Below are 26115 nucleotides of genomic sequence, written 5' to 3' on the forward strand. Positions count from 1 at the left end.
GCAAAACATCACTCTTGTAATTATACCACAGGAGGCCTAAATTTACAATTGCTTGAGAAAGCTACCTCACCCTTCCATTTTCAATGTAAACAACCTTATCGGCGGCGTTTACGGTTGATTTGCGGTGGCTTACGATTAAAACGCCCTTGTCTCTTTTTTCTTGGTAAATGGAATTTAAAATGAGGGCCTCGTTTAAGCTGTCCAAGTTTCCGGTCGGTTCGTCGAGCAGCAAAAGAGGAGCCTTGTGCAAAAAGGCCCTGGCAAGGCCGAGACGCTGTTTTTCTCCGCTTGAAAGGTTTCCGCCGAGTTCGGTAATCTTAGTATCATAGCCTTCAGGAAGACTCATGATAAAATCGTGGATGGCGGCTTTTTTCGCGGCTTCGATAACTTCCTCTTTTGAAGCATTCCTGTTTGCAAGAAGGATGTTTTCATAAATGGATTTTTTAAAAATATAGGTTTGCTGGGTAATGTACGAAACGGCCTCTCTTAAACTCGCAGTGTTTATTTTTTTTACGTCGATGCCGTTCATCCTTACCTCACCCAAAAGAGGATCGAAAAAACGCATGATGAGGCGGAGCAGGGTACTCTTACCGCTTCCGCTTTTACCGCAAAGGCCGACTATCTCATCTTTTTTAACCGAGATGCTTACATCCTTTAAAACTTCCATATCGTCGTATCTAAAATTGATATTATCGGCATCAACTTTTTCGAAGCTGACGTTTTCGCCGTCTTCAACTTCATCGAATTCCAGTTTTTCTTCAAGCAGGGAAAAGACTCTCTCTGCGGAAGCGAAGGTCTGCTGCAAGTTTACGGCCAGACCTGAAACAGCTATTATCGGGCCGTAGCCTGAAAGAAGCATCAGGTTGGAAATCAAAAAAGTTGCAAAGTCTATTTTTCCGTTTACCAAGAGGAAGGCCGAAATGCCCAGCATTAAAAAATTGCAAAGGGTGAGAGCTGCCTCCGTAACGGCAAAGGTGTTCCCCTCAAAGTCCTTTAAGAGCTTAAAGGTTCCGCTTATAGCCTCTCCTCGTTTTTCTATATTTTCTTTTCTCTCCCTTATCTTGTCAAAAAAGATTATCTCCTTTATTCCGAGGAGGGAGTCCAAAAAGTAGGAATTAAGGGAGCTCATTTTTTTTCGGTATTCTACACCCGAGCCGTCATCCATCTTACCGAAAAGGATGGGAAGGAGAAAGCCTATGATTATATAAATGAGGGCAACCGTAAGAGATAAAACAATGTGTATTTTTGCAAAGATGATTAGGGCAAAAATAAAGTAGAGAACGGCAGAAGCAGCGGGGGCTATTGTGTGGGCATAAAAAACTTCGAGCAATTCTATGTCGGTGGTTATGATCGACAAGAGGCTCCCTGAATCTTTTTTTTGCAGCTTAACAAAGGCGAGCCGTCTCATAGCCGTAAAAATTTTATCCCGGATAAGGGCCAAGAGGGTAAAGGCTATGTAGTGTCCCGAAAGCTGCTCGCCGTATCTGAAAATGCCTCGGCTCACTGCACAAACGATGAGGCCTATTATTACAAAGTTTAGGGAAAATGAGGTATTAAAAACTTTTAAGCCCAAGAGGGAAACAATACCTATCCCGCCCAAAACCGGAATGGCCGCCGCAATGATAAAGCCCAAGACCCTCAAGATAACCGTTATAGTCATAACTCCTGTAAGAGGCCTTACAAATACTATCAATTTTTTTATAAGTTCGCTTTTTTTCATTTTACACCCAGCCTTATTTTTTCAAGATCTTTTTGCTGTAAATACATCCTTGCATAGATGCCGTTTTTTTCAAGGAGGCTTGAATTAGTTCCATCTTCTTTTATCTCGCCCTTTTCAAATACATAGATATGGTCTGCATTTTCAATATTTGCAAGCCTGTGCGAAATAAAGATGATTATTTTTGTTTTGCTTAATTCGTAGAGGGTGCTTAAAATAAGCTCTTCGCTTTCGACATCGATATTGCTTACAGCCTCGTCAAAGATATAAATGTCTGCATCGTGAAGAAGTGCCCGTGCAAGGGCAAAACGCTGAACCTGTCCGCCCGATAAATTCTTTCCTCCGGATTCAATATAAAAATCCAAGCCTGAGTTTCCTTCTTCTTTTGAAGAACTGCGGCTTAAAACAAACTCGTCTAATAGAACCTTTTTTAATACGCTCATCAATTCTTCATCGCTTGCAGAGGGTTTGGCTATTAAAAGGTTTTCCCTCACCGAAGCTCCGAACAAAAAGCTTTCGGTAGAAACAAGGTTCATGTATCTGCATCTAAATTCATCGGGGAGCTTTTTTGCTTCTATTCCCGACAGGAGGATTTCTCCCGAATAGTTTTTTTGTAAGCCCATAAGCAGGGCGGCCGCCGTCGATTTACCCGAGCCGCTTTCGCCTGCAATGCCGTAAAAGCCCGGCTTTAAAAACTTCATCGATGCATTTTTTACTGCCTGCTTCGATTCGGTATAATTAAAGTTTAAATTTTTTACCTCAAGTGTGAGCTTCGATTCTTCAAATTTTTTTGCCGCTGCCTCAAGTTCGGCTTCGCTTAAAATCGAAGCCGAATCGCTTTTTACATCCATCAGTTCAAAGAGGCGGTTTGCGGCGGTTATCCCGTTCATCGCTATATGGAAAAAAGAACCTAAGGCCCGCAAGGGCAAAAAGAATTCCGCGCAGAGCAAAATAAAAAGAAGAGCGCCCTCTATCGAAAGATTTCCCGACCTTAACTGATAGAGGCTGACGATGGTGCCGAGGGCTGTTCCTCCGTAAGCCACGGTGTCCATCACAAAGATGGAGTTAAGCTGCATTGTCAAAACCCTCATAGTTACTCGTCTAAAATTTTCCGCCTCGGCATTCAGCTCCTTGTGTTGAGCCTCATCATCCGAATAGGCCTTCAATGTGATAAGGCCGCGAAGGTTATCCAAAAAAGAATCTCCAAGCCCCGTATAAATTGAAAGGTATTTTTTTAAAATGCGCTTTGCAACCTTTTGAATCGCAACAATCGAAAGAGGAATCAGGGGCACACAGATAAAAAGCACAAGGGCAGCAAAAAAATTTATCGGTGCAAGGATTATAAAAAGAGTTACCGGAGCCGCCATACTGAAAAAGAACTGAGGCAGGTAGGCCCCGAAATAAGAATCCAGCTGCTCTATTCCGTCCGAGCCTATTTGAGTAACCTCGGCCATGCTGATATATTGGGAATAATTTAGCTTTAAAGAAATAAATTTATCGTAGAGCATTGAGCGCAAGGTACGCTTAACCTCGGTTCCTGCCCTGTATGAAAAGTAGGAGCGCTTACGGACGGCAATAACCCGTATTACCAAGGCAGAGGCAGCTACGACCGCCAAAACAAAAAGCGTTTTTTTATCAAGCGAAGAATTATATAGACCGAAAATCAAACGCACCATTACAAACGTAATGACCACATTGCACAATAGAGAAACCCATGAAGAAAGGGCCGAAAGCAAAATCCACTTTTTACTTTTCGGCACCGACCTTGTCAGGCGTTTATGAATCATAACTAACCTCTTAAAAAGACAATTTTATAGGAAACAAATAAAAATAGCAATAGGCTAACTTTTATGCTTTCGGAAATAAATTTCAAAATAATGAATTGAAAATTTTATAATATCATGTTAAAATTATCTCAGCGGGGAAAAATTATGATAAATAAGGAAATCTTTGAAATTCGGGATAGATTTTTAGAAGCGGTTAAACCTCAAAAAATAATATTATTCGGATCATATGCTAAAGACTCATTTACTGAAGACAGTGATTATGATTTTTATCTTATAATGCCCGATGATACAAAGAATGTATTGCATTCGGCGCAAAAAGCCTATTTATCTTTAATAGATATGGATGTAAAACCTGTTGATATTGTTGTTAATACTGCTGCTGTGTTCGAAAAAAGAAGTAAACAGCCTACACTTGAAAGAGTAGTTGCACGGGACGGAGTTGTAATATATGAATGATGAGGCAGTTAAAGAATGGTTTGACTTTGCTAATATGGATTTTGATTGTGCAAGACATTTATATGAAAATATGCATCCGAAACCTTTAACCATTATCTGTTATCATTGTCAGCAAGCTTCAGAAAAATTTTTAAAAGGTTTGCTTATAAGCCTAAATGAAGAAATTCAAAAAACACATGATTTACTTGTCCTGGCAAGATTAGTAAAAAAAAGGATTGATGCACCGATTGAAATTTTGAAAATATGTGCAATTCTCAATCCCTACGGTGTAAGAAGCCGATATCCGCAAGAGGTTTATGTAGATGATAATGATACAAAATATGCCATAGATTCAACCGAAAGATTGAAGAAGTGGGCAGAAGTTGTTATTGAAACCATCTAAGATAAACAATCTTAACAATCACAGTCTTGCAATCTTTAAAAAAAAGAAGTAAAATGCTCTTCCTATGGTAAAAATAAATTCTCTAAAGTTTAAATATCCGAACTCAAAAAAAGAAGTTTTAAAAAATATAAATTTAGAAGTTAAGCAGGGCGATTATATTTCGATTGTGGGAGAAAACGGCTGCGGTAAAAGTACGCTTCTAAAACTTATCTTAAAACTGCTTAAAATACAAAGCGGTGAAATTATTATCAATGCAAAAAGAATAGGCTACCTTCCGCAAAAAAAAGAAAATTTAAGCGACTTCCCGATTACTCTTTTTGAGCTTTTAAATTCTTATAGAAAAATATTAAAGATAAGGGAAAAGGACTGCGTTCTAAAAGCCCTGGAAAGAGTGAATTTAAGCGAATACAAAACCGGCCTTGTCGGAGAACTTTCAGGCGGGCAGCTTCAAAAACTCTACATAGCACGAGCCCTTATCGGGGATCCCGATCTTTTAATCTTGGATGAGCCTTCCACCGGAATCGATGTTCAGGGGCAAAAAGAAATCTATTCTTTTGTAAAAGATTTAAACACTCAAAAGGGGCTTACTGTCATTTCGGTTGACCATAACTTGGATGCTGCGATTTTTAATTCTACCAAAATATTTCATATAAAAAATGGAGAAGGACACTTGTGCAGTCCCAAACAGTACAGCTCCGAATTCTTTGACCCTAGCTTTGTTCAATTCAAACCCAGGGTGAACCGATAGGATAAAATTAGGAATTTCGATAAACAGTTCGGCAGGAATTCTGCCTCGCTGTTTAATAGGAGAATAAGAAGATGCTTCAATATGGTTTTATGCAAAATGCTTTTATTGTTTCTTTTTTTATAGGAATTTTGTGTCCTGCAATCGGTCTATTTTTGGTACTCAGAAGGTACTCCCTCATAGGAGATACCCTTTCTCACAGCTCTCTTGCAGGCGTTACCCTCGCCCTTGCCTCAGGAATAAACCCAATCCTTGGAGCCTTTATTTTTACGACAGCTGCCGGGGCTCTAATAGAAGCCCTCAGAAATGCTTTTAAAGAATATCAAGATTTAATCCTTTCGATAGTTTTGTCTTTGAGTGTAGGAATCGCCATTACCCTCATAAGTTCAGGAGCCGTAAGGGCAAATGCCGAAACCTACTTATTCGGAAGCGTCCTAACTGTTTCATCCTCCGATTTAATTACGGTCATAGCTTTAAGCATCCTATCCCTGATTACCCTCGGCCTTATGTATCACAAGATGGTATACATAGCCCTCGATGAAGATATTGCAAAAATAATGGGCGTTAAGGTACGGCTCATCAATTACTTATTTTCAGCTCTTACTGCGGCAACTATAGCCGTTTCATTAAAAATTGTAGGCATGCTGGTATTAAGTTCGATGATAGCCCTCCCGGTTGCGACAGCTCTTCAACTAAAAACGAGCTTTAAAAAGACCTTGATTTTTTCTATTTTTATAAGCGTAGCCGATATCATGCTCGGCTTGGTTTTGTCCTATCACCTGAACATCGCCCCCGGCGGCTTTACGGCCCTGGTTTCGGTCATTGTCTTAATCATAACGATAGGGATAAATTTCTTTTTAAAACATATTAGAAAACCGGACGTGGTTAATACTTTATAAGCATGTAGTAAAAGAATACAAAAGTATTGTTTTTTCATAGCTTTTATGTTATATTTGTAATAAGGAGGTATGATAAACAGTTCGGCAGAAATCCGGCCTCACTGTTTATCTGCCGAGTTTTGTACCCACAGGTACAAAACATCGCATATTGTATGCAGTTTGTAAACAAACTGCGTGAAAAAACTTTTTTCGGAAGCTGAAGCTTCCTGCAAAAAATTTTTATGGGAGTAAATATGAAAACAGCAGTTTTACAGACGCGTTTAGACACGGCTCTAAAGAAAGATGCAGATGCTTTTTTTGAATCCATAGGAATGGATACGACTACTGCAATACGTATATTTTTAAAACAAACCTTAATACAACGTAAAATTCCATTTGAAATTGTTCAAGATAGTTCTTTTTATTCAGAAAAAAACATAAGAGCTTTGGAAAATTCCAAAACTCAAATGGAAAATGGACAACACTCAATAAGAGAGCTGGTTGAGGTATAGAATTGCACAAAGATTTTTCTGATGATGCATGGGCAGACTACACCTATTGGATAATGCAGGATAAAAAGACTCTTAAGAAAATCAATAAACTAATTGCAGATATTGAACGAAACGGTCACGACGGTATAGGTCATCCGGAACCCTTAAAAGGAAATCTTAGCGATTATTGGTCTCGTTCAATAGATGAAAAACACCGTCTTGTTTATAAAATTGAAGATGGAATGATAAAGATTATTCAGTGCAAAAATCATTATAACGATAAATGATATTTTAAAATTTTCGATAAGGGGAACGCACAGGCTTAGAAGCATCGCGGATAGTCCAGTCTTCTAGGGCCGCCTCGGAAAGGCGGGGCATAAAGCGTTTTTCTTTTACTGTACTCATCGTGGAGCCGGCCCCTACAGATTCAATCCACCAATCGTATAAGTGAACATTGGTATTTACACCCCAAAAGACATGAGTTTTTTCGAGAGAGACAAAGCCGATTGGGTCATATTCGTAAAATCTTAAATTTGATTCTGCCGTATTCGGATGGGTTTCATAAGGCAGCCATTTTTGCGGAATATAATTGTTCCCTATTATTTTTTTATAATCACTCGGCATGCCATAGGAGTAAAGGAGTTTAGTGTGAGTATCAAGTGCAAAAATTAGGTTATTGAGAGCATTTTCAAAAATCATGTCTTTTGCTGCATAGGCAGTAAATTTAAAAAAGATAAACCTTTGAAGCATTTTTGCTTCGCGAGGCGCATCATATATAGGAAGATCAAAGGGATGGAAGCCTTCTATCCTGTAATAGGTAACATCGTTTATCTTGTTTGTTATATTAAAAAATATGCGGGAACCAGGAACCTCGTGCTCATGGTATTTATATGTTTTTCCTTCCTTACCCCAGCCATTATGCGGTTCACAAGCCGTCCATTTAAAATCAGACTTGAAGAGAATTTCAACTACAGGGGCAGACCCCTTTGAAGGACAGGTAATCTTCGACATATGGATAAGACAATCGCCCAACAGTGCTTTTTTGTAGATACAGTCAGGGTTATCGGGATCTCGATTTATACCTCCTCCTGTTTGAGCAAACAAAATTCCTGACAAGAATACAGCAAAGATGAAAGCACGGATAAAAAGTTTTAATTTCATTTGACAAAAATATTAATCTAGCAGATCGTTAAAATTTTTAGGAGAAGTAATGCTTATTTTTCGTTTGGATATATTCTCAAGATCATACATCAAGCATTTTATATATTTTCGTAAGATAAAACAGTTGTTATACATAAAAATCTTAAGCATACCTCCATCATCAAAACATCCCATACCTTAATTAAACCCTATAGTATAAGTTACCTCAATTTCTCCCTCTGAACTCATAGTCCAGCCGGAGTCAGAGTCTTTAGGTGCACTTAATATAGTTATGGTAAAGTCCTTCATCTGTCCTCGTTTTAATTCAAAAGCAGGATACGAAATTTTTATACAGGGCTGATTTGTACCTTCAGGTATGACTTCTTTCTCTGTAACCCCTGCGCACTTCCATGTTTTACTGTCCTTGTCATATGTTAAAACAATAGGATTTTCAAATTTGTAAAGGTAAAACGGTTCGGAAAGAGAATTTTCAAGTCCCGCTGTTCCTTTTCTGTTTGACTTCACAATCTGCATATCAAGTGAAACGGCTTGATCCTTACTTTCGGCAGGTATTTCCTGTTGAAAAAACTTTGAGTAATCAAAAAATAATTCGCTTCCCGTTTTTATGGCCTGAAAATCATCTGCAGAGCCGGAAATTTCGCCGTTGTTTCTTTCAACAAATTCGATAGTGTTTTTTACCTGATTTTCATTCTCGGTATATGATAGGGAACCTTTTAAAGAGTAAGAAAAAAGCGGATCCGTAGGCGCTGAAACCCATTTTAAAAGATAAGTTGTCCATTTTAATCCCGCTATAGAACTGTTTTTTAAACTTTTTGCCCGCATCCACAGGACCGGCATTGTATTGCCTGAATCATCTTCGGAATTGTAAATTTTTAATTTTTCATACTTATATGGAGAGTGCCCGGGCCTGCCCTTTTCACCGGCCTTTGCAACAAACTTGAATTTTTCATTCATAGAAGGGCTGTAATCACTAGCAACAATCTTTGCCTTAAACCAATTGTATATGACAACTGAGCCATCCTCCCGAACAAATCCGACAGGATCATACTCATAAAATTTCTTTTCACAGTGGGAATGAAGTCCTACTGTCGGAGACTCATAATCTCTCCAATCCGAAGGAATTGTATTTCCAAATACAACCTTTTTTTGAGCCGGCTCACTGTAAAAAAATAAGAATTTTGAATATGTGTCTACACAAAATGTCGCATTATCAATACTACCACTATTTCCTACTGTAGTACCCTTAAATCTATAAAAATAGAAGCGTTTTTGCTTTTCAGCCTCTTCTGCATCAAGCGAAGGAGCAAACCCGTTTGTGTCAAACCATCTATCTTTTCTATTTTTGTATTTATAATATTTCAGATCAATTGTATAATTTTGTTGTCCATTTCCTATTTCATTACCGGCACCCGGCTGTCCTTGATAAAAAAACTCGCCATTCCCATTGTCATGCCAAGGCGTAACTGTATCAAATTTATATGAAGCTAAATTTGTACTAGTTATTCCTGTCATATATAGTACCCAATCATCAAAATTATTTGCAGGATATAAATAGTTTTCACCAAAATAAGAAAAAGGTTCTACCTCAATAAATGCCTCTCCCTGATTGTCGTCTTCAGGAATTTCCTCTTCCTCTTCATTGTTATTACTATTGTTATTCGAACTGTTTTCATAAATATGATGTGAAGTATTATACCAAGCACCGCCTAATGCCGGCCTACAACCAAAATTTAAAATCAAAATAAAGAACAAAAAAATAAAAGAAAAAACTCTTTTTTTCATTATGGCACCTCCTTAAACCTTAAATAAAAGACCTAAGCTTACCCCAAAATCCAAATTATTCATAAAAAAAGACTTTATACTGTCTCTTTCAAAATTTATATCTATACCATTATCATTTCCGCTTTCAATTGCTGCCTTTGCTATTTTTTTCGGTAATGCAACATAGCCGGGTTTATAAATAGTATATGATAAATAACTTCCTAACGTTAATCTCATTGTAGAAATAACAGGTTGGATATACTCCATAGATGTTTTTAAAACAAGACCTAAAGGATTCATTTTTTTCATCATGGATTCAGGAATCAATAATGTTCCCGTTTCAGGAAAAAAATCCGGACCATTGCCGTTATTATACAAAAGCTTTGCTTCATCATCCGAGAGGTTTGTATAAAGCTCGTAAGTAGGCTGGGGGTCCATAAGCATTTTTCCTTCAAAACCAAACCCTAAAACAAACCTGTTTTTTAAAAGCATTGTTTTAAGACTGGTACCGAAATTCAAAACAGGAGTCATATAAACGCGGCAGTAGACTTCTATATTTTTATTAACTAAAGCATTATACTGTCCCGAAATCTGTCCCGAAAATCCCTGTCCTATGCCTAGATTAAAGGCTAAACCAAGACCTCCAAAAATATTATTGCTTGTATATTTAAAGTATTTTTTAGAATCAAAAATATAAGTAAGCTCAGCATCCCCGCTCATAACAAAGCCGACCATTCCCTTCATAAAACCGGCTCCAAGATATTTCATGTCAGCTTCATTTATATGAGGATCCGTATAAGAACCGGAAAAATTTGCTTTAAGCCCCAGGGTAAAACCTTCTTCAAAAGCGAAGGCCGAAAAACTTACACACAAGAACATAATTAAAAAAATAAATTTTCTCATTGATTTCATAAACACCTCAATCCTTAAATGATACATCATTTTTATTGAATCGTCAATACAGGCATTAACCATAAAATTTTCCCCTGATGGACTTTTTTGCATTTTTAAGCTAGAATATAAGAATATGGAACTTTTCTATCTCGCAAAAATAGGCGAAATTAACCTAAAAAAAGGGAATTTAAAAGATTTTGAAATGCGGCTTTCGCAGAATTTACGCAGCTATTTATACGGAGCGAAGCCCAATATACGCGTGCGGGCCGGAAGAATGTATGTAAGCGTAAAGCCCGAATTTAAAGAAAAAACAGAAGAAGCCTTAAATAAGCTCATAGGCATTACGGGCTGGGCCGAGGCTATCCCTGCCGAAAAAACTATTGAAGCCATTACCGAAACAGCCAAGGCCGAAGCTATAAGGGCAAGGGATACCGGGGCAAAAACCTTTAAAATAGAATCCCGCCGAGGAGAAAAAACCTTCCCCCTCACCTCTTATGAAATTTCGAGGGAGGTGGGAGGTGTAATCCACATGCAAGGAATCTTAAAAACCGATGTTCATAAGCCCGACATTGTAATCACAATCGAGGTAAGAGAAAAAGCCTTTATCTACGGCCTTGAGCACAAGGGGCGGAGGGGTCTTCCCTGCGGCTGTTCGGGAAGAGGCCTTTTACTCCTTTCGGGAGGAATCGACTCCCCCGTTGCAGGCTTTAAGATGCTTACCCGCGGAATGAAACTAGATTATCTTTACTTTCACTCCCATCCTTATACTTCTCCTGAAGCTCAAGCTAAGGTTGAAAAGCTCGCAGAAATCTTAGCAGGCTACGGCCTCGGCGGATACTTAAACATAATTCCCTTCACAAAGGTTCAGCAGCAAATTAGGGAAAAAAGCCCAGAGGCCTATCTCACCTTGATGATGAGAATCTGCATGATGAAGATAGCAAATATGACGGCTAAAGGCATAAATGCCAAATGCCTTATTACGGGGGAAAGCCTTGCTCAGGTTGCAAGCCAAACTGTCGAAAACTTAACCGTAACCAATTCCTATGCGGAATTTCCGGTTTTCAGGCCCCTCATAGGCCTCGATAAAGAAGAAATTACGATACAGGCCAAGGAAATCGGAACCTATGAAACTTCAATCTTACCATACGAAGATTGCTGCGTAATGTTCTCGCCCAAGCACCCGATTTTACACTCAAACCTAAAAGATGCAGCCGAAATTTTTGAAAGAATGGAAATAGACGGCCTTTTGGAAGAGGCCTATGCTCAAAGAGAAGTAAAAAAGATGAGTTTTTAAATATGATAAAAGACCTTGTTGACCTCCGTATCGAGAGGATTCACTGCATAAGTTCTCCGGCAGAAATGGTAGAAAAAATACCGGCTTCCGATAAACTTTATTCTTTTATAGCCGAGGCCCGAAAAACTATCAGCGATATAATAAGCGGAAAGGATAAACGCTTTTTACTCATAGTCGGCCCCTGTTCCATCCACGACACAAGAGCCGCAGAAGATTATGCGATGCGCCTCTTAGAGCTAAAAAAGAAATGTGCAGATTCTTTCTATATTATAATGCGCACCTACTTTGAAAAACCAAGAACGGTTTTAGGCTGGAGGGGCCTCATTGTAGAGCCGGAACTTGACGGCTTTATCAATATCGAAGGAGGCATTCAAAAGTCGAGAAAATTTTTGATTAAACTTGCCGAAATCGGAATTCCTGCAGCCTCCGAAATGGTAGACCCGATGATTCCCCAATACATTGCCGACCTTGTAAGCTGGGCATCGATAGGGGCACGCTCGGCCGAAAGTCAGATCCACAGGGAAATCGCCTCGGGGCTTTCGATGCCTGTGGGCTTTAAAAATACGACTTATGGGGACGTAACGGCAGCAGTAAACGGAGTGACTGTTTCTCGCCTGCCCCATGCCTTTGTAGGCATTGCCCGAAACGGACTTTCCGCAATAATCCACACTACAGGAAATAGCGATACGCATTTGGTTTTAAGGGGCGGCATTTTAAAACCTAATTATAATAGGGAAGAAGTTGAAAAAGCGGCCTCTCTTATGAAAGAAAAAGAATTGGAACCGAGCATAGTAATAGATTGTTCCCACGGGAATTCGGGGAAAGATCCTAAAAAACAGATAGGTATTCTTGAAGAAAGCTTAAAACTCCGCTTCGATAAATACGAACCGCTCGGCTATATAAGAGGCTGCATGATTGAAAGCTTTATCCAAGAGGGCAAAACCTCTATCGAAAAAGCAAGGGAAGGAAGCGAATACGGAAAATCCATAACCGACCCCTGCCTCGGCTGGGAAGAAACTCAAGAAGAAATACTTAGAATCCATCAAAAATATCGGAAGTGTTTCACAGGCGAAAATTATATTAAAGACAATAAGGAAGCAAAAATGAATATTGAAATATACACCGACGGAGCCTGCTCCAAAAATCCCGGCCCCGGAGGCTGGGCCTATATAATCATAAATAAGGATTCAAAGGAAGAAATTTTTAGGGCAAGCGGAGGCGAAAAGCTGACCACCAATAACCGCATGGAACTTATGGCTGTCATAAGAGCTCTGCAAAAAATACAAGAAGAAGATTTGAGCGCTCAATCCGGCAAAATTGCAGACTATGAAAGTATCTCAGTCCACACCGATTCCCAATACGTACAGCTGGGCATAAGCTCGTGGATTTTCAACTGGAAAAAAAATAATTGGAAGACGGCCTTCAAGCAGCCTGTAAAAAACCAAGACCTTTGGCAGGAGCTGGACACCCTTTCATTATCGATTAAACCGGAATGGGTTTGGGTAAGAGGCCACGTGGGCAATCCTCTAAACGAGGCCTGCGACCGCCTGGCTGTCGAGGCTTGTAAAAAAGAGGGGTAGGCTATATCCCGGCCTCGTCCAAAAGCTTTTTTAAAGCTATAAGCTCATCCCTTGTAAGAGTTATCCCCTTCCCCATTTTTTGGTGATCGGGGGACCAAGACCTTATATCGAATTTCGGATCTCTCCCGTTCCATGAAACCTCGTTAAGTTCGGTGTTCCAACCGCCCTTTCCTTCCGAGATAGTACCGTAATTCTTTGTAATTTCAAATTTGAATTCGTCCTGATTATTCATCATTTTCCCTCCTTGTGTTTAAATATGAAGTAAGATAATCTGCAAATGATGTAAGCGACAAGATAACGGCTGCAAAATAAAGAAGCCAGTTAAAATAGGTAACGTAACGGGTAAGAGCCGGCGGTAAAAATACATAAATCTGCTCAAGCTTTAAAAACATTGAAACGCTTGCCGCAACAATATAAAGCACGGTTTTTGTCTTTCCGCCCATCTTTGCCCCTATTGTCATACCTTCTCCGCGGGCCTTCATCCTCAAAAACATGATTCCAAATTCGCGGTAAACTATAATTAAAAAGAAGGGAGCAAATAAAAGGCCGTCCATCAAAAAACAAAATAAAACCGTTACATTTGCAACGACATCGGCGAAGGGGTCGAATATTTTTCCGAACTCATCGACCTGATTATTCCGCCTTGCATAGTAGCCGTCCAAAAAATCGGTAAATTCCATAAAAATAAAAATCGGAATAATAATAAGAATGGTAATTTTAGGATTTATAAAAGGAAGCCACTCAGGCAAAAAATACAAAACATAAATAAGAGGAGCCAGCACCAGACGCGATGATGTAAAAACGTTAGATAACTTCATATCTTATATGATGTAGCTTTAATTCATTTTTGTCAATAGGCAAAAGTACGCTTTTACCAACGAGTTGTTTTTTTTAGAAAAAAAGGTTAGAATAGAATTTATGGAATGGAAAAATTTAAATACTTGTAAATCTTTTACAAAATTGCAGGAAGTTCATAAAGAACAGGCTAAAAACTTAAACTTAGCAGATATTTTCAATAAAGAAAATTCATGCGAAAGAGTTGCTTCTTATCAGGTTAAAATGGGCGGAAGCCTTAAATACAATTATGCGGCTAAGCCCGTAAATGAAGAAATCCTTAAAGCCTTGCAGGCTCTATCGGATGAACAAAACCTAATCGAAAAGTATGAGCTATTGCTCAACGGGGATTTTATAAACACAGGAGAAAACCGCATGGTGCTCCATCAGCTTACCCGCGGCCAATTAAAAAACGATGTGGTTTATAAGGGCGTAAACATGAGGAGCTTTTACCTCAAAGAGCTCGCAAAAATAAAAGAATTTTCCGAAGCAGTTCATTCGGGCAAGATTAAAACTTCCACAGGTAATACCTTTACCGATGTAGTCCAAATCGGCATAGGAGGCTCCGACCTGGGGCCGAGAGCCATGTACATAGCCTTAAAAAATTGGGCAAAGACAAACGGCAAACATAAGATGAGGGCTCATTTTATTTCCAATGTGGATCCCGATGATGCGGCCGAGGTGTTAAATTCCATCGATCTTGCAAGCTCCCTTTTTATCCTCGTTTCAAAAAGCGGCACAACTCAGGAAACGCTTGCAAACGAAAGGTTTGTCAAATCCGTTCTCGAAAAAAACGGACTTGACAGCAAAAAGCAGATGCTTGCCGTTACAAGCGAAACAAGCCCGCTTGCAAATAACCCCGATTATCTTACTTCCTTTTATATGGATGATTTTATAGGCGGAAGATATTCTTCCACCTCGGTTTGCGGAGCGGCAGTGCTCGCCCTCGCCTTCGGAATGGAAACTGTGGACGCCTTTTTAAAAGGGGCCGCAGCAGGAGATAAGCTTTCTTTAAATAAGAACATAAAAGAAAATGCAAGCCTCTTGGATGCCCTCCTCGGTGTTTACGAAAGAAACGTATTATCTTATTCGGCAACGGCAATCCTGCCCTATAGTCAGGCCCTTTCCCGCTTCCCTGCCCACCTCCAGCAGCTGGACATGGAATCGAACGGAAAAACCGTAAACCGCTTCGGCGAAAAAATTTCCTATAAAACGGGCCCCGTAATTTTCGGAGAACCGGGCACAAACGGACAACATTCTTTTTATCAGCTCCTTCATCAGGGAAGCGATATAATCCCCTTGCAGTTTATCGGCTTTAAAAAAAGCCAAATCGGCCTCGATGTCGAAAGCGAGGGCTCTACCAATATGCAAAAGCTCAATGCAAATTTGGCAGCCCAAATCATGGCCTTTGCCGCAGGTAAAACCGATGAAAACAAAAACAAGGACTTTGCAGGCAACCGCCCCGCAAGTTTAATCTACGGAGAAGAGCTAAACCCCGAAAACCTCGGTGCCCTTCTTGCCCATTACGAAAACAAGGTGATGTTCCAAGGCTTTATCTGGAATCTCAACAGCTTCGACCAAGAGGGAGTTCAGCTCGGCAAAACTCTTGCAAAAAAGGTGCTTTCAAAGGATATGCCCCCGGCCCTCAAGGCTTTTTCGGAACTTCTATGAAGATTATAAATGCGGAATTTATAAAGGGAGCCGTCAAGGCAGAGCAGTTTCCCGAAACAGGAGTTTCCGAATTTGCCTTTTTCGGCCGCTCCAATGCAGGGAAGTCGAGCTTGATAAACATGCTTGTCAACAGAAAAAACTTGGTCAAGACAGGTTCCCGCCCGGGAATGACGAGGGAGGTAAACTTCTTTTTGGTGAACCGCCCGGCTTCTTTAAATTTTAACCCCAAGACCAAGAAGTTTTCAGGGCCGGCCCCTAAGGACATGTTTGTACTTACAGACCTTCCGGGCTACGGCTATGCAAAACTTTCAGGTGGAATGACCTTGCAAATCGACAAGATGCTCTACGAGTATTGTACAAACCGCCCCCTTTTAAAAACCATCTTTTTTTTGATGGATATGAGGCGGGAACCTACAGAAACCGAAAAAGAAAGCATCAATTTTTTCCATAAACTGGATATTGAGGTTGTAATCGTCGGAACCAAGGCCGATAAGATAGGTAAAAACGATCAGATAAAGGCGAAAAATGCTTGGACCGCCTTCTTTAACTTTGACGAAGAGCTCATCATCATAAGCTCTGCTGCAAAAAAAACGGGAAGGGACGAGATTTTGTCTTTAATCTCAAAAAGGATTTAAATTATGAAAATTACACATTACGGCGAAAAAGATTTTAAAACTTCAAACTGGAGCGGAGGCACTACGACGGAACTTTTTATTTATCCGCGTGAAGCTGAGTATCAAAAAAGAAATTTTTTGTTCCGCCTAAGCTCCGCTACAGTCGATTTGGATAGGTCTGACTTCACTCCGCTTGCCGGGTTTTTCCGTTTTATTTCTCCCTTAAACGGGGACTTAAAAATAAGCCATGACGAAAAAAACTTCACCAAGCTCAAGCCCTACGAGGTCTACGCCTTTGACGGAGGCGCAAAAACGGTCAGCATGGGAAGGGTTAGGGATTTTAACCTAATGGTAAAAGAAGGCGTAGAGACGGAAGTGAAAAATTTTGCCTTAAATAAAAATTCTGTTTTAAAGTTTTCGGTATCGAAGGGAGAAATAGGATGGATTTTTTCGTACAATGCTAAAACCCTGCTTACCTCCGAAACAGCCGGAGAAAAAAAAGAGTTCAATCTCGATAAATTGGACCTGATTATTTTTGAACCGGACGGCGATACAAAAGAAGAAGTTTTGCTTTCAGCCGATAACACTATAAGTTTGTTTTACGGAAAGATTCCTGTACTTTCTTAACATGAAACAAAATAAAAAAATCATAAACTTAAAATCACAAACTTAGAATTATAATGAAAAAAAAGCTTTACGAAATAGTCTATGAAGATAAAGACCTCATAATAGTAAATAAGAGTGCCGGTCTCCTTGTAACAGCCGACCGCTGGGACAGCGAAGCTCCCCGCCTCGATAAGATACTTGAAGAAGCTCTTTTAAAAAAAGAACAAGGCTCAAAAATTTGTAACTCGAAAATTTATCCCGTTCATCGGCTTGACAAGGACACTTCCGGCCTCATCATCTATGCCCTAAATGCTGAAGCCCATAAAATCTTAAACGACGATTTTCAAAACCGCAAAATAGAAAAAATCTATCATGCCGTATCGGCCGGCTGCCCTCGAGAAGAAAATTTTAAAAGCGAAGCAAGATTAAAAATAGACGGCGATAAGATGCACCGCACCCTCATAGACGAAAAAAAAGGAAAAGATTCCTTAACCGAATTCTCTCTTTTAAAAAAATTAGGCCGCTTTTCCCTCTTGGAAGCCCGTCCCATAACCGGCCGAACTCATCAGATAAGAGCCCACCTAAAACATCTGGGACTTCCCATCCTATGCGATAGTCTTTACGGAAACGGAGAGCCAGTCTACATATCAGCCTTAAAAAAGAATTGGAGGGGCGATAAATATGAAGAGCGTCCCATAATCTCGCGATTAGCCCTCCATGCTCACTCGCTAAAATTCTTTCATCCCATAAGCAGGGAAAAAATAGAAATAAGAGCAGATTATCCTAAGGACATGGCGAGTCTTATCAATCAGCTTTCAAAATTGTAAAAAGAGGCTTTGCAAAAGCGGCTTGACTGCTGCGTCAGATTTGAAGGTGAGTGTTAGAACTTATTTTCCAACATAAAAGCTTTCATAACTGTACTCACACCATTTTTCATACATCTGAATATATTTTTCTTTGATAAACTCTTGTATTTTCCTTAACTCTTTATCAGTCAGAATACCTCTATTTTGAATTACTGTATCACCATTATCTTTTACAAAAAATTTAGCAGAACTTTCTTCCGTTAATTTAGAATCACTCGCGTGTACATGAAACGCCTCAATAATACATTTTGATGTGAAATATAAATAATACCCAGCAACCTTAAATGAAAAATATTTCGGCATATTAATCTTCCATGTATTTTAAACAACTTTGTAAATATTTTTTCGAAACAGCTATTTCTATATCATCCATATTTGTTTCTATCAAAGTCCCATCAGGCTTAAAAACTGCAGCACCGTAACCATTGTTTAGATTAAAAACTCTTATTCCATCAGGGATTTTCTTAAATGCAAAACCGTTATCAATAACATCTGCCTCATGAGCAATTTTATATAAATCAGGCATAACGCACCTCCACTTTTCTAATTGAAGATAAAAATTCTTCTACATCAATATATAAATTTTTTAATATTGGAATTAAATCAATATATTCTTCTTCCGGTTCAGAATTATGACTATATTTAGCCAACACCTCAAGATAGCCGCTGTCCCAATAGAGAATTTTTTCGTATTTTTCCAGTGAATACGGAGCTGCAAATTTTAATCGAGTATTATTAAAAGAGAATAATGTGTATGAACCGTCATTGCTTAAATAAGCTGTATCAAATACGCTCATATTTAAATTATAGCATAAAAATATAAAACAAACTACTTGCAGAACAATAAATATTTAAAATTACAGTAGTTCTAACACTTATCAAAAGGTTTATTAAATTTAGTTTGCTCGAGGAGCTCAAAGGCGGCGGAGCGGGCTTCCTGCAAAATTTTAAAGTCACGGGCCGGGTCTGCAATCGTAAAGCCGAGGTGATAACCCGACTGCTCAATTCCGCCTATATCTCCGGGGCCGCGGAGCCTTAGGTCTTCCTCGGAGATTATAAAGCCGTCATTTGTTTCCTTCATTATAGTAAGGCGGGCTCTTCCGGCCTCGGTAATTTTTTTCCCGTAAATCAAAAAACAATAGGCTTGGAGATCTCCGCGCCCGACCCTTCCGCGGAGCTGATGCAGTGCGGAAAGGCCGAACCTGTCGGCGTGTTCTATCACCATGCAGGTCGCATTGGGAACGTCCACACCGACCTCGACAACAGAAGTCGCAACCAAAATATTGAGCTTCCCCGACCCGAATTCCTCCATAATTCTTTTTTGATCTTCTTCCGGAACCTTGGAGTGAATTAAGGCCAACCTATGATTGGGAAAACCTGCCCTTAATTCTTCAAACATCCTCTCTGCCGATTTTAGGGAAAGGTCTTCATTTTCTTCTATTAAAGGATATACAAAATAAGCCTGCCTGCCTTGTAAAATCTCCTGCCCGATAAAGTTATAAACCCTTTCGGCTTTCTCCTCCGCAGCAACATAGGTGATAATCGGCTTCCTTCCGGGCGGCATGGTTTTTATGGTCGAAATATCCAAGTCGCCGAAGATAGAAAGGGCGAGGGTTCGGGGAATGGGAGTTGCACTCATCATAAGAAGGTGGGGATTCCGTTTTTCTTCATTGCTTTCGGCTCCCTTTTGGATTATGGCCGAGCGCTGGAGAACTCCGAAGCGGTGCTGTTCGTCTATTACGGCTAGGCGTAAATTTTTATACTGCACCCCTGCCGAAAAAAGAGAGTGGGTACCGATTATCAAATCGATGTTTCCCTTTTGCAATTCTTGTAAAAGACGGCTCCTTCCCTTAGCCTTGGTATTCCCGGTTAAAAAGGCAAGCCGTACACCGAGGGGCTCCAAGAGGCGGGCTGCATTTTCGGCATGTTGGCGGGCTAAAAGCTCTGTGGGGGCTAAAAAGGCCGCCTGACCGCCCTGCTCTATTACCTTTAAACAGCCTAAAAAGGCGGCAAGAGTCTTCCCCGAGCCGACATCTCCCTGCATAAGACGGGCCATTGTGTTGGGGCCGTCCAGATCCTCGTTTATCTCGGCACAGACCGAAAGCTGATCTTGGGTAAGCTTAAAATTAAGCCTTTCCAAGAGGGCTTTTTGAAGCGGCGTTAAAAGAGGCTCTTTTTTGACAGTTTTGCCGATATTTCTTTCATCTTCAAGGTTGGGAAGCCTTCCCCGCCTCTCAATCGACCTCATCCCTATGGCATATTGAAACAAAAAGAACTCTTCAAAGATGAGGGCATAGCGGCCTTTTTCTACCTCAGCCATGGATTTCGGCGCATGGAGCATAAAAAGCACTTCCTGCTTAGGCGGAAGACCGTATTTTTTTAAAACGGAATCGGGAAGCTCGGAATCGATGCCCTGTCCGTACATTTTTAGGGCGGAAGCAATTATTTTCCTCAGTTTTGCCTGTCCCAGACCCGAAGTAAGGGAATAAACCGGAAGAATCCTTGCCTGCATATTTTCAGGTTTTTCAAGCTCGAATGCAGAGGACTGAAGTTCCCCGTATTTGCGGTAAAAAGAGCCGTACACAAAGGCCCTTGCTCCTATGGGAAAGCTTTTTTCTAAAAAGGGGCGGTTAAAACAGATAAGAGAGGCCGTCATTCCGTTTTTGTCGGATACAATAAGTTTTAAGGTTTTCATCTTGCCGAAGCCGAACCATTCATGGCCTGCAACGGTAACTTCTACATGAATTTTTTGAAACCTGTTCCAATCCAAAAAAACGTTTATCTTTGAGCGGTCTTCCCAATCCCGCGGAAAAAGCCTTAAAAGGTCTCCGGTATTTTCTACACCAAGCCTTTTTAACTGTGAGACCGCGGCTGCACCTACTCCGGCAATATTTGTAAGAGGGCCCTGTATTTCAGAAATAAGCATAATTTATTGTAGCATAAGTTTTTAAAAATTATAAGTACTAGACTTTTTTGATAAAATGTGATAGTCTTATTAGGTTGCTGTGATTACATTTTTGCTAAATCACAGACCGGGTTTAGCCTATGGAAATCATAAATAGTCGATACAAGATTATTAACAAGATAAGCAACTCGATGCCTTATGTGCAGGAATTTCTGGCCGCAGATTTATGGTCGGAAAGCATAAAAATTAACTTAAAAATTGTATCGTCCCTAGAACTAAAAAAAGAAGAACTTGATTTTTTTAAAGATAATTTTATTACCATAAGCACTATCGATAACCATTTTTATCTTAAAAACTACGGATTTTCCAGTTTATACCTGTCCTATCCCTCTTTGCCCCATTCAAGCCCCGATGAAATTTTATATATTTTTACCACCGAACATCTTGAAAATGCAATGCCGGTTTTGGAATTTATACAAGAATGTTCAATGGAAGATGTCCTCAAAATAGCCGTATCGGTTTGCCAGAGTCTTGTACATGCGAGTAATATGGGATTTGAGTATGAAGTATTCGCTCACGATAATGTAATGATAGTCGAAGAGAAAGACGGTTTTAGAGTCCGAATAAAGGATATCGTATCGGCAAAACTTGAAAACTCCGCATCGGTGCGGTTTAAAGAGGCTGAAGACCATACAGGAACTAATGAAAACATAGATACCGTTCTTTCTTTTATAGTTACACTCCTTGCAGGACAAGAAGTTAAAAAAAGCGTTTCATCGGCACTTGCTAAACTAAAAACGGTTTATAAAAATAAAAACTTAAATAAAAAAGATGAAGATATTTTTACAGCATTATATGAAATAGCAAAAAAACATATTCAACATAAAAATAAAAATCAGAAAATTAAAATACATAGCATTATTCAGGATATAAATAAAACACTTAATAGAAACTACCTTGCAGATATTATTCCGCCTCTTAACAGCATAACTTTTCGCCCTAAACTGGTAGGAAAACAAAAAGAAATAAATACGGTATCGCAGGCAAGAACGGAGATACAGTCAAGAAAAGCAAAAAAGCAGGTGTTCCTTATCAAGGGTAACCAGGGAACAGGTAAAACAAGGTTTTTAAAAGAAGCCGAATACCGTTTAGCCTTGGAAGGAACAAATATATATGCTAATTATAATTTCAGAAATTCAAGCCCGGATCAATTTTGGGATGACTTTTTAGGAAAAATATTTTTAAATTCATATTCACTCGAGGATATGGATGAAAGAGAACGTATTATAAAAAATATAAAACTCATCCGGGATCATAAGCTTGCCGTCAATACGGAAAAAGAATATGAACACATGAAGTTTAAAGCTTTTAATGAAGCAAAAAACTTATTTTTTAAAACAATCGGACAACTCCCTGTATTTCTAATTATAGATGATGTAGAATTCGCAAACGACTTTATATTGGATACGATTTTATATTTAGCTACGGAAATTACAGAGCTTGAAAGATTAGGAGTTATTCTGTCTTATGACGAAGCAGTTACACCTGTTTCGCCTAAATTTGAATCTTTTTTAAACATATTAAACAATTATGAAAAATGCCAAACCTTTGAACTAAATTATTTTTCTAAAGAAGAAACGATAGAGATGTTAAAAAATATCCTGCTCTTAAAATATCCTCCTGTAGGTTTTGGACCCATACTATATAAACATACATCAGGCTGTCCGTCTTTTATTATTGAAATGATAAAAGAATTTGTCAATACAGGAACAATATACAGAGAAAAGCTTACAGGTATATGGCTCATCAAAGACGAAATATACAACGAAGAACTGCAAAATAAAATTCCAAAATCAATTGAAGAAACTTTAACAAATCAATTGAATATTCTTTCAGCAAGCGAAAAAAAATTCTTTCTTGAAGTATCATTATTTCAAAATAAATTCAAAATAGAATATCTGTATAAAATTTTAGCCCTACCGCCGAACCAAATAGATAAAAATATAAAAAAAATTATAAATAAAGGTTTGATTACAGTTATAAAAACAGGAGACAAGCAAGAGTACGCCATTACCAACCAAATTATGCATAATATTTTGTATCAAATGGTTCCGCCTAAGAATAAAATGTTACAGCATAAAAAAATAAGTCAAATTCTTCAAAAAGAACCTAATACCGATATAAACGAACTTATATGGCATCTGGAAGAATCGGGAAATAAAAAAGCCGCATTAAGCTGCTGTCTGGATATAGTGGAAAAAAATATGAAGGAAAAAAATCTGGATGCCGTAATAAAGATTTATGAAAAAATTCCTTCAATAATATCCGGTCAAAGTATAAAGGCCAAATTTCAGATACTGTTAAAAATATTCGAGCTATATAATCAAATGGCTATAAGAAATAAAGAAGCGGAAATCATCTTAATCCTTGAGGAAATATTACCTAAAATAAAAGATGCAGATCTTTTATCATGCTATTACAATTTAATGGCCAGGCACGAATACGGAGCTTTAAATGAAGAAAAAATTCTTTTTTATGTAGATAAACTGGTGGAATTATATACAAAAACATCTAAAGATATAGTTAATCTAAGATTACAGCATGCAAAATGTTTATACTATCATATAAAACAGCAAAATCGTGGTTTTAAAGAATCTACATATAAAATATTTAATCTGACAAAAAATCATCCTGAATATGTTACTTATCGAATTGAAGCTTATATATTTTTAGGATATCTTTATGATAAAAAAAATGAGAAAAAAATATCTTTTAAATGTTTTCAAAAAGCAAAGGAGCTTTCATCTTTATCCAATAATATAAAAACAGAACTTATTTCAATGTATAATATCTCGGTAATGCATTGGAACAGACATTCAAATGTTGAAAAAACAATTGCATATACAAAGGATGTCATAAATTTAGCCAAAAAGTTAGGATTTTTGATTATTGAAACCGTTTCTATAATTAATTATGCAAGAATGTTATGTGAAATTCAAAACAACTATGAAGCTTACGAATATGCAAAGGAAGCGGAAAACAAAATACTTGCTAATAATATGGTGATGTTGAAACTTCCGTGCATTACAACACTTATGGAGATAACCCAAAACTTAAATAGATATAAAGAATTTTATGAATACAGAAAAAAATATATAAAAACAGCACGGGAAACCCAAAAAAAGACCTTGTACCAGCATAATTTTATATTTTACGCTCTCATGGCAAGAATGTATCAAGAATTCGGATATAATAATAAGGCAATTAGCTATTTGAAAAAAAGCATAAAGCTAAAAAAATATCTTTCGGATCATAAGATATTTATGGTATATTTTATGTTGGAAGCATTAAGAATAATTCAAAGAAAAAAATCTGATATAAATAATTTAATAAAAATATTTAATGTGTATATAAATGTAAAAAAATACAGCATGAAAAATCGAAGACAGCTTACCAAAAATTTCTTTGATACGGTAATTACAGCAACTATAAAGCGGCCCGACATCGATTTTGCTCCATTAATAGTACAGATAATAAAATTCGATATGCCCGATCTATATGACTTTCAACAGTCAGGAATGCACTATTTAAAAACTTATTTAAATAAAACGGAATCCGAACATATCTTACAAGAAAATCTTCAACTTATGAAGCCTAAGCGGCTGATAAATATCACATTATTTCTTAATATGGCATTAGGAGATTACTATTATGCAGCCGGAATACAAAGCTTAGCTATCGTATATTATCTGGAAGCTCAAAATAAAATATCAAATATAATAAAAAACACTCCTGAAAAATACAAGGTCAAATTATTCAATAATTGGCAATTTAACAGAGCCTTCGATATAGTATCGGATTTTATAAAAGGGAAAACTCCGCAAAAGGATAAAAAATACAACCGAAAGGTTACTAATGCAGAACTGAAAGAAATCTTAAACCTTAAACATATAAATATCATAAAAAAAGATAAAAACTTTAGAAATGAATTGATACAAACCTTTTTAAAAAATGAAGGCTATGAGCATACTACATCGGTTGAAATTGTCAATAATTTTACTGATAACTACATACAAAATGTATCGGAAATAATGAAATTCTTAGCTTTAAATGTAATTGCCACATCATATGATTTTTTAGAAATAAGCACATCGGGTGAACCGTCGTTTATATTACACAACGAAGATGAAAACGGCGATTTAAGGAAAATATTTGATTTTATAACAAAATTCGGATATAAAAACACAACTAAAATAGAAGCCGTATTACGTAAACCGTGCATGATAATTCCCGTTAATAAAAAGAATTTTGGAGCTAACGATTATAAACTTTTAGGTTTTATGATTTTTATATCGGAAAATGTCATAAACAATTTTTCACATGAAGGAAGCTCTTTTTGTAAAAAACACTCCAATCTTTTAACTATGCTGGTCGAAAGTAAAAATTTTCAGCAATCAGCAGCTTATGATACCTTAACCGGAGCCTATACAAGAAAATATTTTGAAGTTTTCTTCAAAAATATTATCAAAAATTTATATAACTCAAATTCTAAATTTTCACTTATTTTATATGACTTGGATAAATTTAAAAATATAAACGATAACTACGGACATCTTGTAGGCGATATAGTTCTTAAAAAAGTAACTCAGACTATTTTAGATTCCTTAAACCAGGGGCAGATACTGGGAAGATACGGCGGTGAAGAATTTACCATCATATTGCCTGATACAGATTCGCAAAAAGCCTTTAAAACGTCAGAATATTTTAGAAAAAAAATAGAAAACTTGGTTTTTACAGAATTTGATACAGCCATAACAATAAGTCTTGGAATCGCAACATTTCCCGAACACGGAAAAACTACTTCAGAACTACTTACAAATGCGGATCAAGCCTTATATAACTCCAAGAACACAGGAAGAAATAAAAGCACCGTATGGAGTCCGTCTATAATTAATAAAAAGGGAGATAAAACAAGTCTATCCGCAGTTATTATAGCTGATGAATCGTATTTTAGTGAACATATATCCGCGACAATAGAATTATGCGATATATTAAAAACAAATCTTAAGAAAAAAGACATATCAAAAACTCTAATATCAAAGATAGTAAAATTCTTTGAAGCCGAAAGCGGAGCAATCATTCTTAAATCAGTAAATAAAAAATGCAATGAATTAAATTTTAAAATCAGTGCAAAAATAGGATTTGAATCTTATCCGGTAAATGAACAACTGGTTCACACAGTTGCTGAAGACGGTGTAGGTATTTACCAAGTAGATTGGGACTCAATCACAAAAAGAAACAGCATAACAAATATGCCGGAATGGAATTCTGTAATGATTACTCCCATAATAAAAAATGAAAATATCATAGGAATAATTTATTTGGCGGCACCTGAAAAACATGCCAAATTTAACTTAAGTAAATTTATTTTTTTTAAATTTTTAGCAGACATAATATCTGCAAATATATAAGG

The 26115-nt window shown here is 37.8% G+C and carries 24 protein-coding genes and 1 pseudogene; 14 read left to right on the plus strand and 11 right to left on the minus strand.

All coding sequences use genetic code 11. From position 1 onward, the window contains the following. Window positions 1-61: 61 nt before the first annotated feature. A complete protein-coding gene (locus E4O07_RS09730; protein WP_253685287.1) occupies window positions 62-1720 on the minus strand; it encodes an ABC transporter ATP-binding protein in 1659 nt (552 codons plus the stop codon). Beyond that, window positions 1717-3504, minus strand: coding sequence for an ABC transporter ATP-binding protein/permease (locus E4O07_RS09735; protein ID WP_253685289.1), 1788 nt, complete (start codon window positions 3502-3504; stop codon window positions 1717-1719). The genes E4O07_RS09730 and E4O07_RS09735 overlap by 4 nt, the downstream gene beginning before the upstream one ends. 144 nt (window positions 3505-3648) lie before the next feature. Between E4O07_RS09735 and E4O07_RS09740 the strand changes: the two genes are divergently transcribed. From E4O07_RS09740 to E4O07_RS09765, 6 genes are all read left to right on the plus strand, one after another. Beyond that, on the plus strand, window positions 3649-3960 hold the full coding sequence (locus E4O07_RS09740; protein ID WP_253678139.1) for a nucleotidyltransferase family protein: 312 nt from the start codon (window positions 3649-3651) through the stop codon (window positions 3958-3960). After that, window positions 3953-4342, plus strand: coding sequence for a HEPN domain-containing protein (locus E4O07_RS09745; protein WP_253685291.1), 390 nt, complete (start codon window positions 3953-3955; stop codon window positions 4340-4342). The genes E4O07_RS09740 and E4O07_RS09745 overlap by 8 nt, the downstream gene beginning before the upstream one ends. A 64-nt stretch (window positions 4343-4406) precedes the next feature. Continuing rightward, the gene (locus E4O07_RS09750) at window positions 4407-5090 is read left to right on the plus strand and encodes a metal ABC transporter ATP-binding protein (RefSeq protein WP_253685293.1); all 684 of its coding nucleotides are present in this window, start codon (window positions 4407-4409) and stop codon (window positions 5088-5090) included. A gap of 71 nt (window positions 5091-5161) precedes the next feature. Further along, the gene (locus tag E4O07_RS09755; RefSeq protein WP_253685295.1) at window positions 5162-5986 is read left to right on the plus strand and encodes a metal ABC transporter permease; all 825 of its coding nucleotides are present in this window, start codon (window positions 5162-5164) and stop codon (window positions 5984-5986) included. A 233-nt stretch (window positions 5987-6219) separates the two neighbouring features. Next, window positions 6220-6477, plus strand: coding sequence for a type II toxin-antitoxin system RelB/DinJ family antitoxin (locus E4O07_RS09760; RefSeq protein WP_253678135.1), 258 nt, complete (start codon window positions 6220-6222; stop codon window positions 6475-6477). 2 nt (window positions 6478-6479) lie between these two features. Further along, a complete protein-coding gene (locus tag E4O07_RS09765) occupies window positions 6480-6743 on the plus strand; it encodes a Txe/YoeB family addiction module toxin (protein ID WP_253678134.1) in 264 nt (87 codons plus the stop codon). A gap of 4 nt (window positions 6744-6747) precedes the next feature. On the opposite strand, the gene E4O07_RS09770 is transcribed toward E4O07_RS09765, so the two are convergent. From E4O07_RS09770 to E4O07_RS09780, 3 genes are all read right to left on the minus strand, one after another. Continuing rightward, window positions 6748-7617 carry a hypothetical protein gene (locus E4O07_RS09770; protein ID WP_253685297.1) on the minus strand — a complete coding sequence of 290 codons (870 nt, stop codon included), beginning with the start codon at window positions 7615-7617 and terminating at the stop codon, window positions 6748-6750. A gap of 177 nt (window positions 7618-7794) precedes the next feature. After that, entirely contained in the window at window positions 7795-9399 is a 1605-nt protein-coding gene (locus tag E4O07_RS09775; protein ID WP_253685299.1) for a hypothetical protein, read from the minus strand. Window positions 9400-9411: 12 nt separating this feature from the next. Beyond that, complete coding sequence (locus tag E4O07_RS09780) at window positions 9412-10290, minus strand: hypothetical protein (protein ID WP_253685301.1); 879 nt, start codon at window positions 10288-10290, stop codon at window positions 9412-9414. Window positions 10291-10405: 115 nt separating this feature from the next. On the opposite strand from E4O07_RS09780, the gene thiI reads away from it, so the two are divergent. From thiI to rnhA, 3 genes and pseudogenes are all read left to right on the plus strand, one after another. Continuing rightward, entirely contained in the window at window positions 10406-11566 is a 1161-nt protein-coding gene (thiI, locus tag E4O07_RS09785; RefSeq protein WP_253685303.1) for a tRNA uracil 4-sulfurtransferase ThiI, read from the plus strand. A gap of 2 nt (window positions 11567-11568) precedes the next feature. Beyond that, window positions 11569-12624: pseudogene (locus tag E4O07_RS09790) on the plus strand (3-deoxy-7-phosphoheptulonate synthase); the annotation flags it as partial. A 45-nt stretch (window positions 12625-12669) separates the two neighbouring features. Continuing rightward, window positions 12670-13146 carry a ribonuclease HI gene (rnhA, locus tag E4O07_RS09795; protein WP_253688137.1) on the plus strand — a complete coding sequence of 159 codons (477 nt, stop codon included), beginning with the start codon at window positions 12670-12672 and terminating at the stop codon, window positions 13144-13146. Between the two features lies 1 nt (window position 13147). Here rnhA and E4O07_RS09800 read toward each other — a convergent pair whose 3' ends face one another. Continuing rightward, window positions 13148-13378 (minus strand): YdbC family protein, encoded by a 231-nt coding sequence (locus E4O07_RS09800; protein ID WP_253679766.1) that lies wholly within the window; start codon window positions 13376-13378, stop codon window positions 13148-13150. After that, window positions 13371-13964 (minus strand): CDP-diacylglycerol--glycerol-3-phosphate 3-phosphatidyltransferase, encoded by a 594-nt coding sequence (pgsA, locus tag E4O07_RS09805; RefSeq protein ID WP_253685305.1) that lies wholly within the window; start codon window positions 13962-13964, stop codon window positions 13371-13373. Before pgsA ends, E4O07_RS09800 begins: the two co-directional genes overlap by 8 nt. 100 nt (window positions 13965-14064) lie before the next feature. Between pgsA and E4O07_RS09810 the strand changes: the two genes are divergently transcribed. The 4 genes from E4O07_RS09810 to E4O07_RS09825 are packed head-to-tail and all read left to right on the plus strand — an operon-like array spanning window position 14065 to window position 17698. Next, entirely contained in the window at window positions 14065-15651 is a 1587-nt protein-coding gene (locus E4O07_RS09810) for a glucose-6-phosphate isomerase (protein ID WP_253685307.1), read from the plus strand. Continuing rightward, complete coding sequence (gene yihA / locus E4O07_RS09815; protein ID WP_253685309.1) at window positions 15648-16286, plus strand: ribosome biogenesis GTP-binding protein YihA/YsxC; 639 nt, start codon at window positions 15648-15650, stop codon at window positions 16284-16286. Before E4O07_RS09810 ends, yihA begins: the two co-directional genes overlap by 4 nt. A gap of 3 nt (window positions 16287-16289) precedes the next feature. Further along, entirely contained in the window at window positions 16290-16892 is a 603-nt protein-coding gene (locus E4O07_RS09820) for a HutD family protein (protein WP_253685311.1), read from the plus strand. A 53-nt stretch (window positions 16893-16945) separates the two neighbouring features. Beyond that, entirely contained in the window at window positions 16946-17698 is a 753-nt protein-coding gene (locus tag E4O07_RS09825) for an RluA family pseudouridine synthase (protein ID WP_253685313.1), read from the plus strand. A gap of 60 nt (window positions 17699-17758) precedes the next feature. Here the strand turns inward: E4O07_RS09825 and E4O07_RS09830 are convergent, their stop codons facing one another. From E4O07_RS09830 to recG, 4 genes are all read right to left on the minus strand, one after another. Beyond that, window positions 17759-18040, minus strand: a complete 282-nt coding sequence (locus tag E4O07_RS09830; protein WP_253685315.1) for a DUF4160 domain-containing protein — start codon at window positions 18038-18040, stop codon at window positions 17759-17761. 1 nt (window position 18041) lies between these two features. Then, window positions 18042-18263, minus strand: coding sequence for a DUF7723 family protein (locus E4O07_RS09835; RefSeq protein ID WP_253685317.1), 222 nt, complete (start codon window positions 18261-18263; stop codon window positions 18042-18044). After that, on the minus strand, window positions 18256-18534 hold the full coding sequence (locus E4O07_RS09840; RefSeq protein ID WP_253685319.1) for a DUF7724 family protein: 279 nt from the start codon (window positions 18532-18534) through the stop codon (window positions 18256-18258). The genes E4O07_RS09835 and E4O07_RS09840 overlap by 8 nt, the downstream gene beginning before the upstream one ends. 71 nt (window positions 18535-18605) lie before the next feature. Then, window positions 18606-20663, minus strand: a complete 2058-nt coding sequence (gene recG / locus E4O07_RS09845; RefSeq protein WP_253685321.1) for an ATP-dependent DNA helicase RecG — start codon at window positions 20661-20663, stop codon at window positions 18606-18608. Between the two features lie 119 nt (window positions 20664-20782). Here recG and E4O07_RS09850 point away from each other — a divergent pair, with 119 nt between their 5' ends. Further along, a complete protein-coding gene (locus tag E4O07_RS09850; protein ID WP_253685323.1) occupies window positions 20783-26113 on the plus strand; it encodes a diguanylate cyclase in 5331 nt (1776 codons plus the stop codon). Window positions 26114-26115: the final 2 nt, after the last annotated feature.

Origin of the sequence: Treponema sp. OMZ 798 (assembly GCF_024181385.1) — a bacterium.
Classification (GTDB): domain Bacteria; phylum Spirochaetota; class Spirochaetia; order Treponematales; family Treponemataceae; genus Treponema_B.

Bases quoted from the DNA above. Each gene is read 5' to 3' on its own strand.
- E4O07_RS09730 (WP_253685287.1), bottom strand. From the start codon at position 1,720: ATGAAAAAAAGCGAACTTATAAAAAAATTGATAGTATTTGTAAGGCCT.
- E4O07_RS09735 (WP_253685289.1), bottom strand. From the start codon at position 3,504: ATGATTCATAAACGCCTGACAAGGTCGGTGCCGAAAAGTAAAAAGTGG.
- E4O07_RS09740 (WP_253678139.1), top strand. From the start codon at position 3,649: ATGATAAATAAGGAAATCTTTGAAATTCGGGATAGATTTTTAGAAGCG.
- E4O07_RS09745 (WP_253685291.1), top strand. From the start codon at position 3,953: ATGAATGATGAGGCAGTTAAAGAATGGTTTGACTTTGCTAATATGGAT.
- E4O07_RS09750 (WP_253685293.1), top strand. From the start codon at position 4,407: ATGGTAAAAATAAATTCTCTAAAGTTTAAATATCCGAACTCAAAAAAA.
- E4O07_RS09755 (WP_253685295.1), top strand. From the start codon at position 5,162: ATGCTTCAATATGGTTTTATGCAAAATGCTTTTATTGTTTCTTTTTTT.
- E4O07_RS09760 (WP_253678135.1), top strand. From the start codon at position 6,220: ATGAAAACAGCAGTTTTACAGACGCGTTTAGACACGGCTCTAAAGAAA.
- E4O07_RS09770 (WP_253685297.1), bottom strand. From the start codon at position 7,617: ATGAAATTAAAACTTTTTATCCGTGCTTTCATCTTTGCTGTATTCTTG.
- E4O07_RS09775 (WP_253685299.1), bottom strand. From the start codon at position 9,399: ATGAAAAAAAGAGTTTTTTCTTTTATTTTTTTGTTCTTTATTTTGATT.
- E4O07_RS09780 (WP_253685301.1), bottom strand. From the start codon at position 10,290: ATGAAATCAATGAGAAAATTTATTTTTTTAATTATGTTCTTGTGTGTA.
- thiI (WP_253685303.1), top strand. From the start codon at position 10,406: ATGGAACTTTTCTATCTCGCAAAAATAGGCGAAATTAACCTAAAAAAA.
- rnhA (WP_253688137.1), top strand. From the start codon at position 12,670: ATGAATATTGAAATATACACCGACGGAGCCTGCTCCAAAAATCCCGGC.
- E4O07_RS09800 (WP_253679766.1), bottom strand. From the start codon at position 13,378: ATGAATAATCAGGACGAATTCAAATTTGAAATTACAAAGAATTACGGT.
- pgsA (WP_253685305.1), bottom strand. From the start codon at position 13,964: ATGAAGTTATCTAACGTTTTTACATCATCGCGTCTGGTGCTGGCTCCT.
- E4O07_RS09810 (WP_253685307.1), top strand. From the start codon at position 14,065: ATGGAATGGAAAAATTTAAATACTTGTAAATCTTTTACAAAATTGCAG.
- yihA (WP_253685309.1), top strand. From the start codon at position 15,648: ATGAAGATTATAAATGCGGAATTTATAAAGGGAGCCGTCAAGGCAGAG.
- E4O07_RS09820 (WP_253685311.1), top strand. From the start codon at position 16,290: ATGAAAATTACACATTACGGCGAAAAAGATTTTAAAACTTCAAACTGG.
- E4O07_RS09825 (WP_253685313.1), top strand. From the start codon at position 16,946: ATGAAAAAAAAGCTTTACGAAATAGTCTATGAAGATAAAGACCTCATA.
- E4O07_RS09830 (WP_253685315.1), bottom strand. From the start codon at position 18,040: ATGCCGAAATATTTTTCATTTAAGGTTGCTGGGTATTATTTATATTTC.
- E4O07_RS09835 (WP_253685317.1), bottom strand. From the start codon at position 18,263: ATGCCTGATTTATATAAAATTGCTCATGAGGCAGATGTTATTGATAAC.
- E4O07_RS09840 (WP_253685319.1), bottom strand. From the start codon at position 18,534: ATGAGCGTATTTGATACAGCTTATTTAAGCAATGACGGTTCATACACA.
- recG (WP_253685321.1), bottom strand. From the start codon at position 20,663: ATGCTTATTTCTGAAATACAGGGCCCTCTTACAAATATTGCCGGAGTA.
- E4O07_RS09850 (WP_253685323.1), top strand. From the start codon at position 20,783: ATGGAAATCATAAATAGTCGATACAAGATTATTAACAAGATAAGCAAC.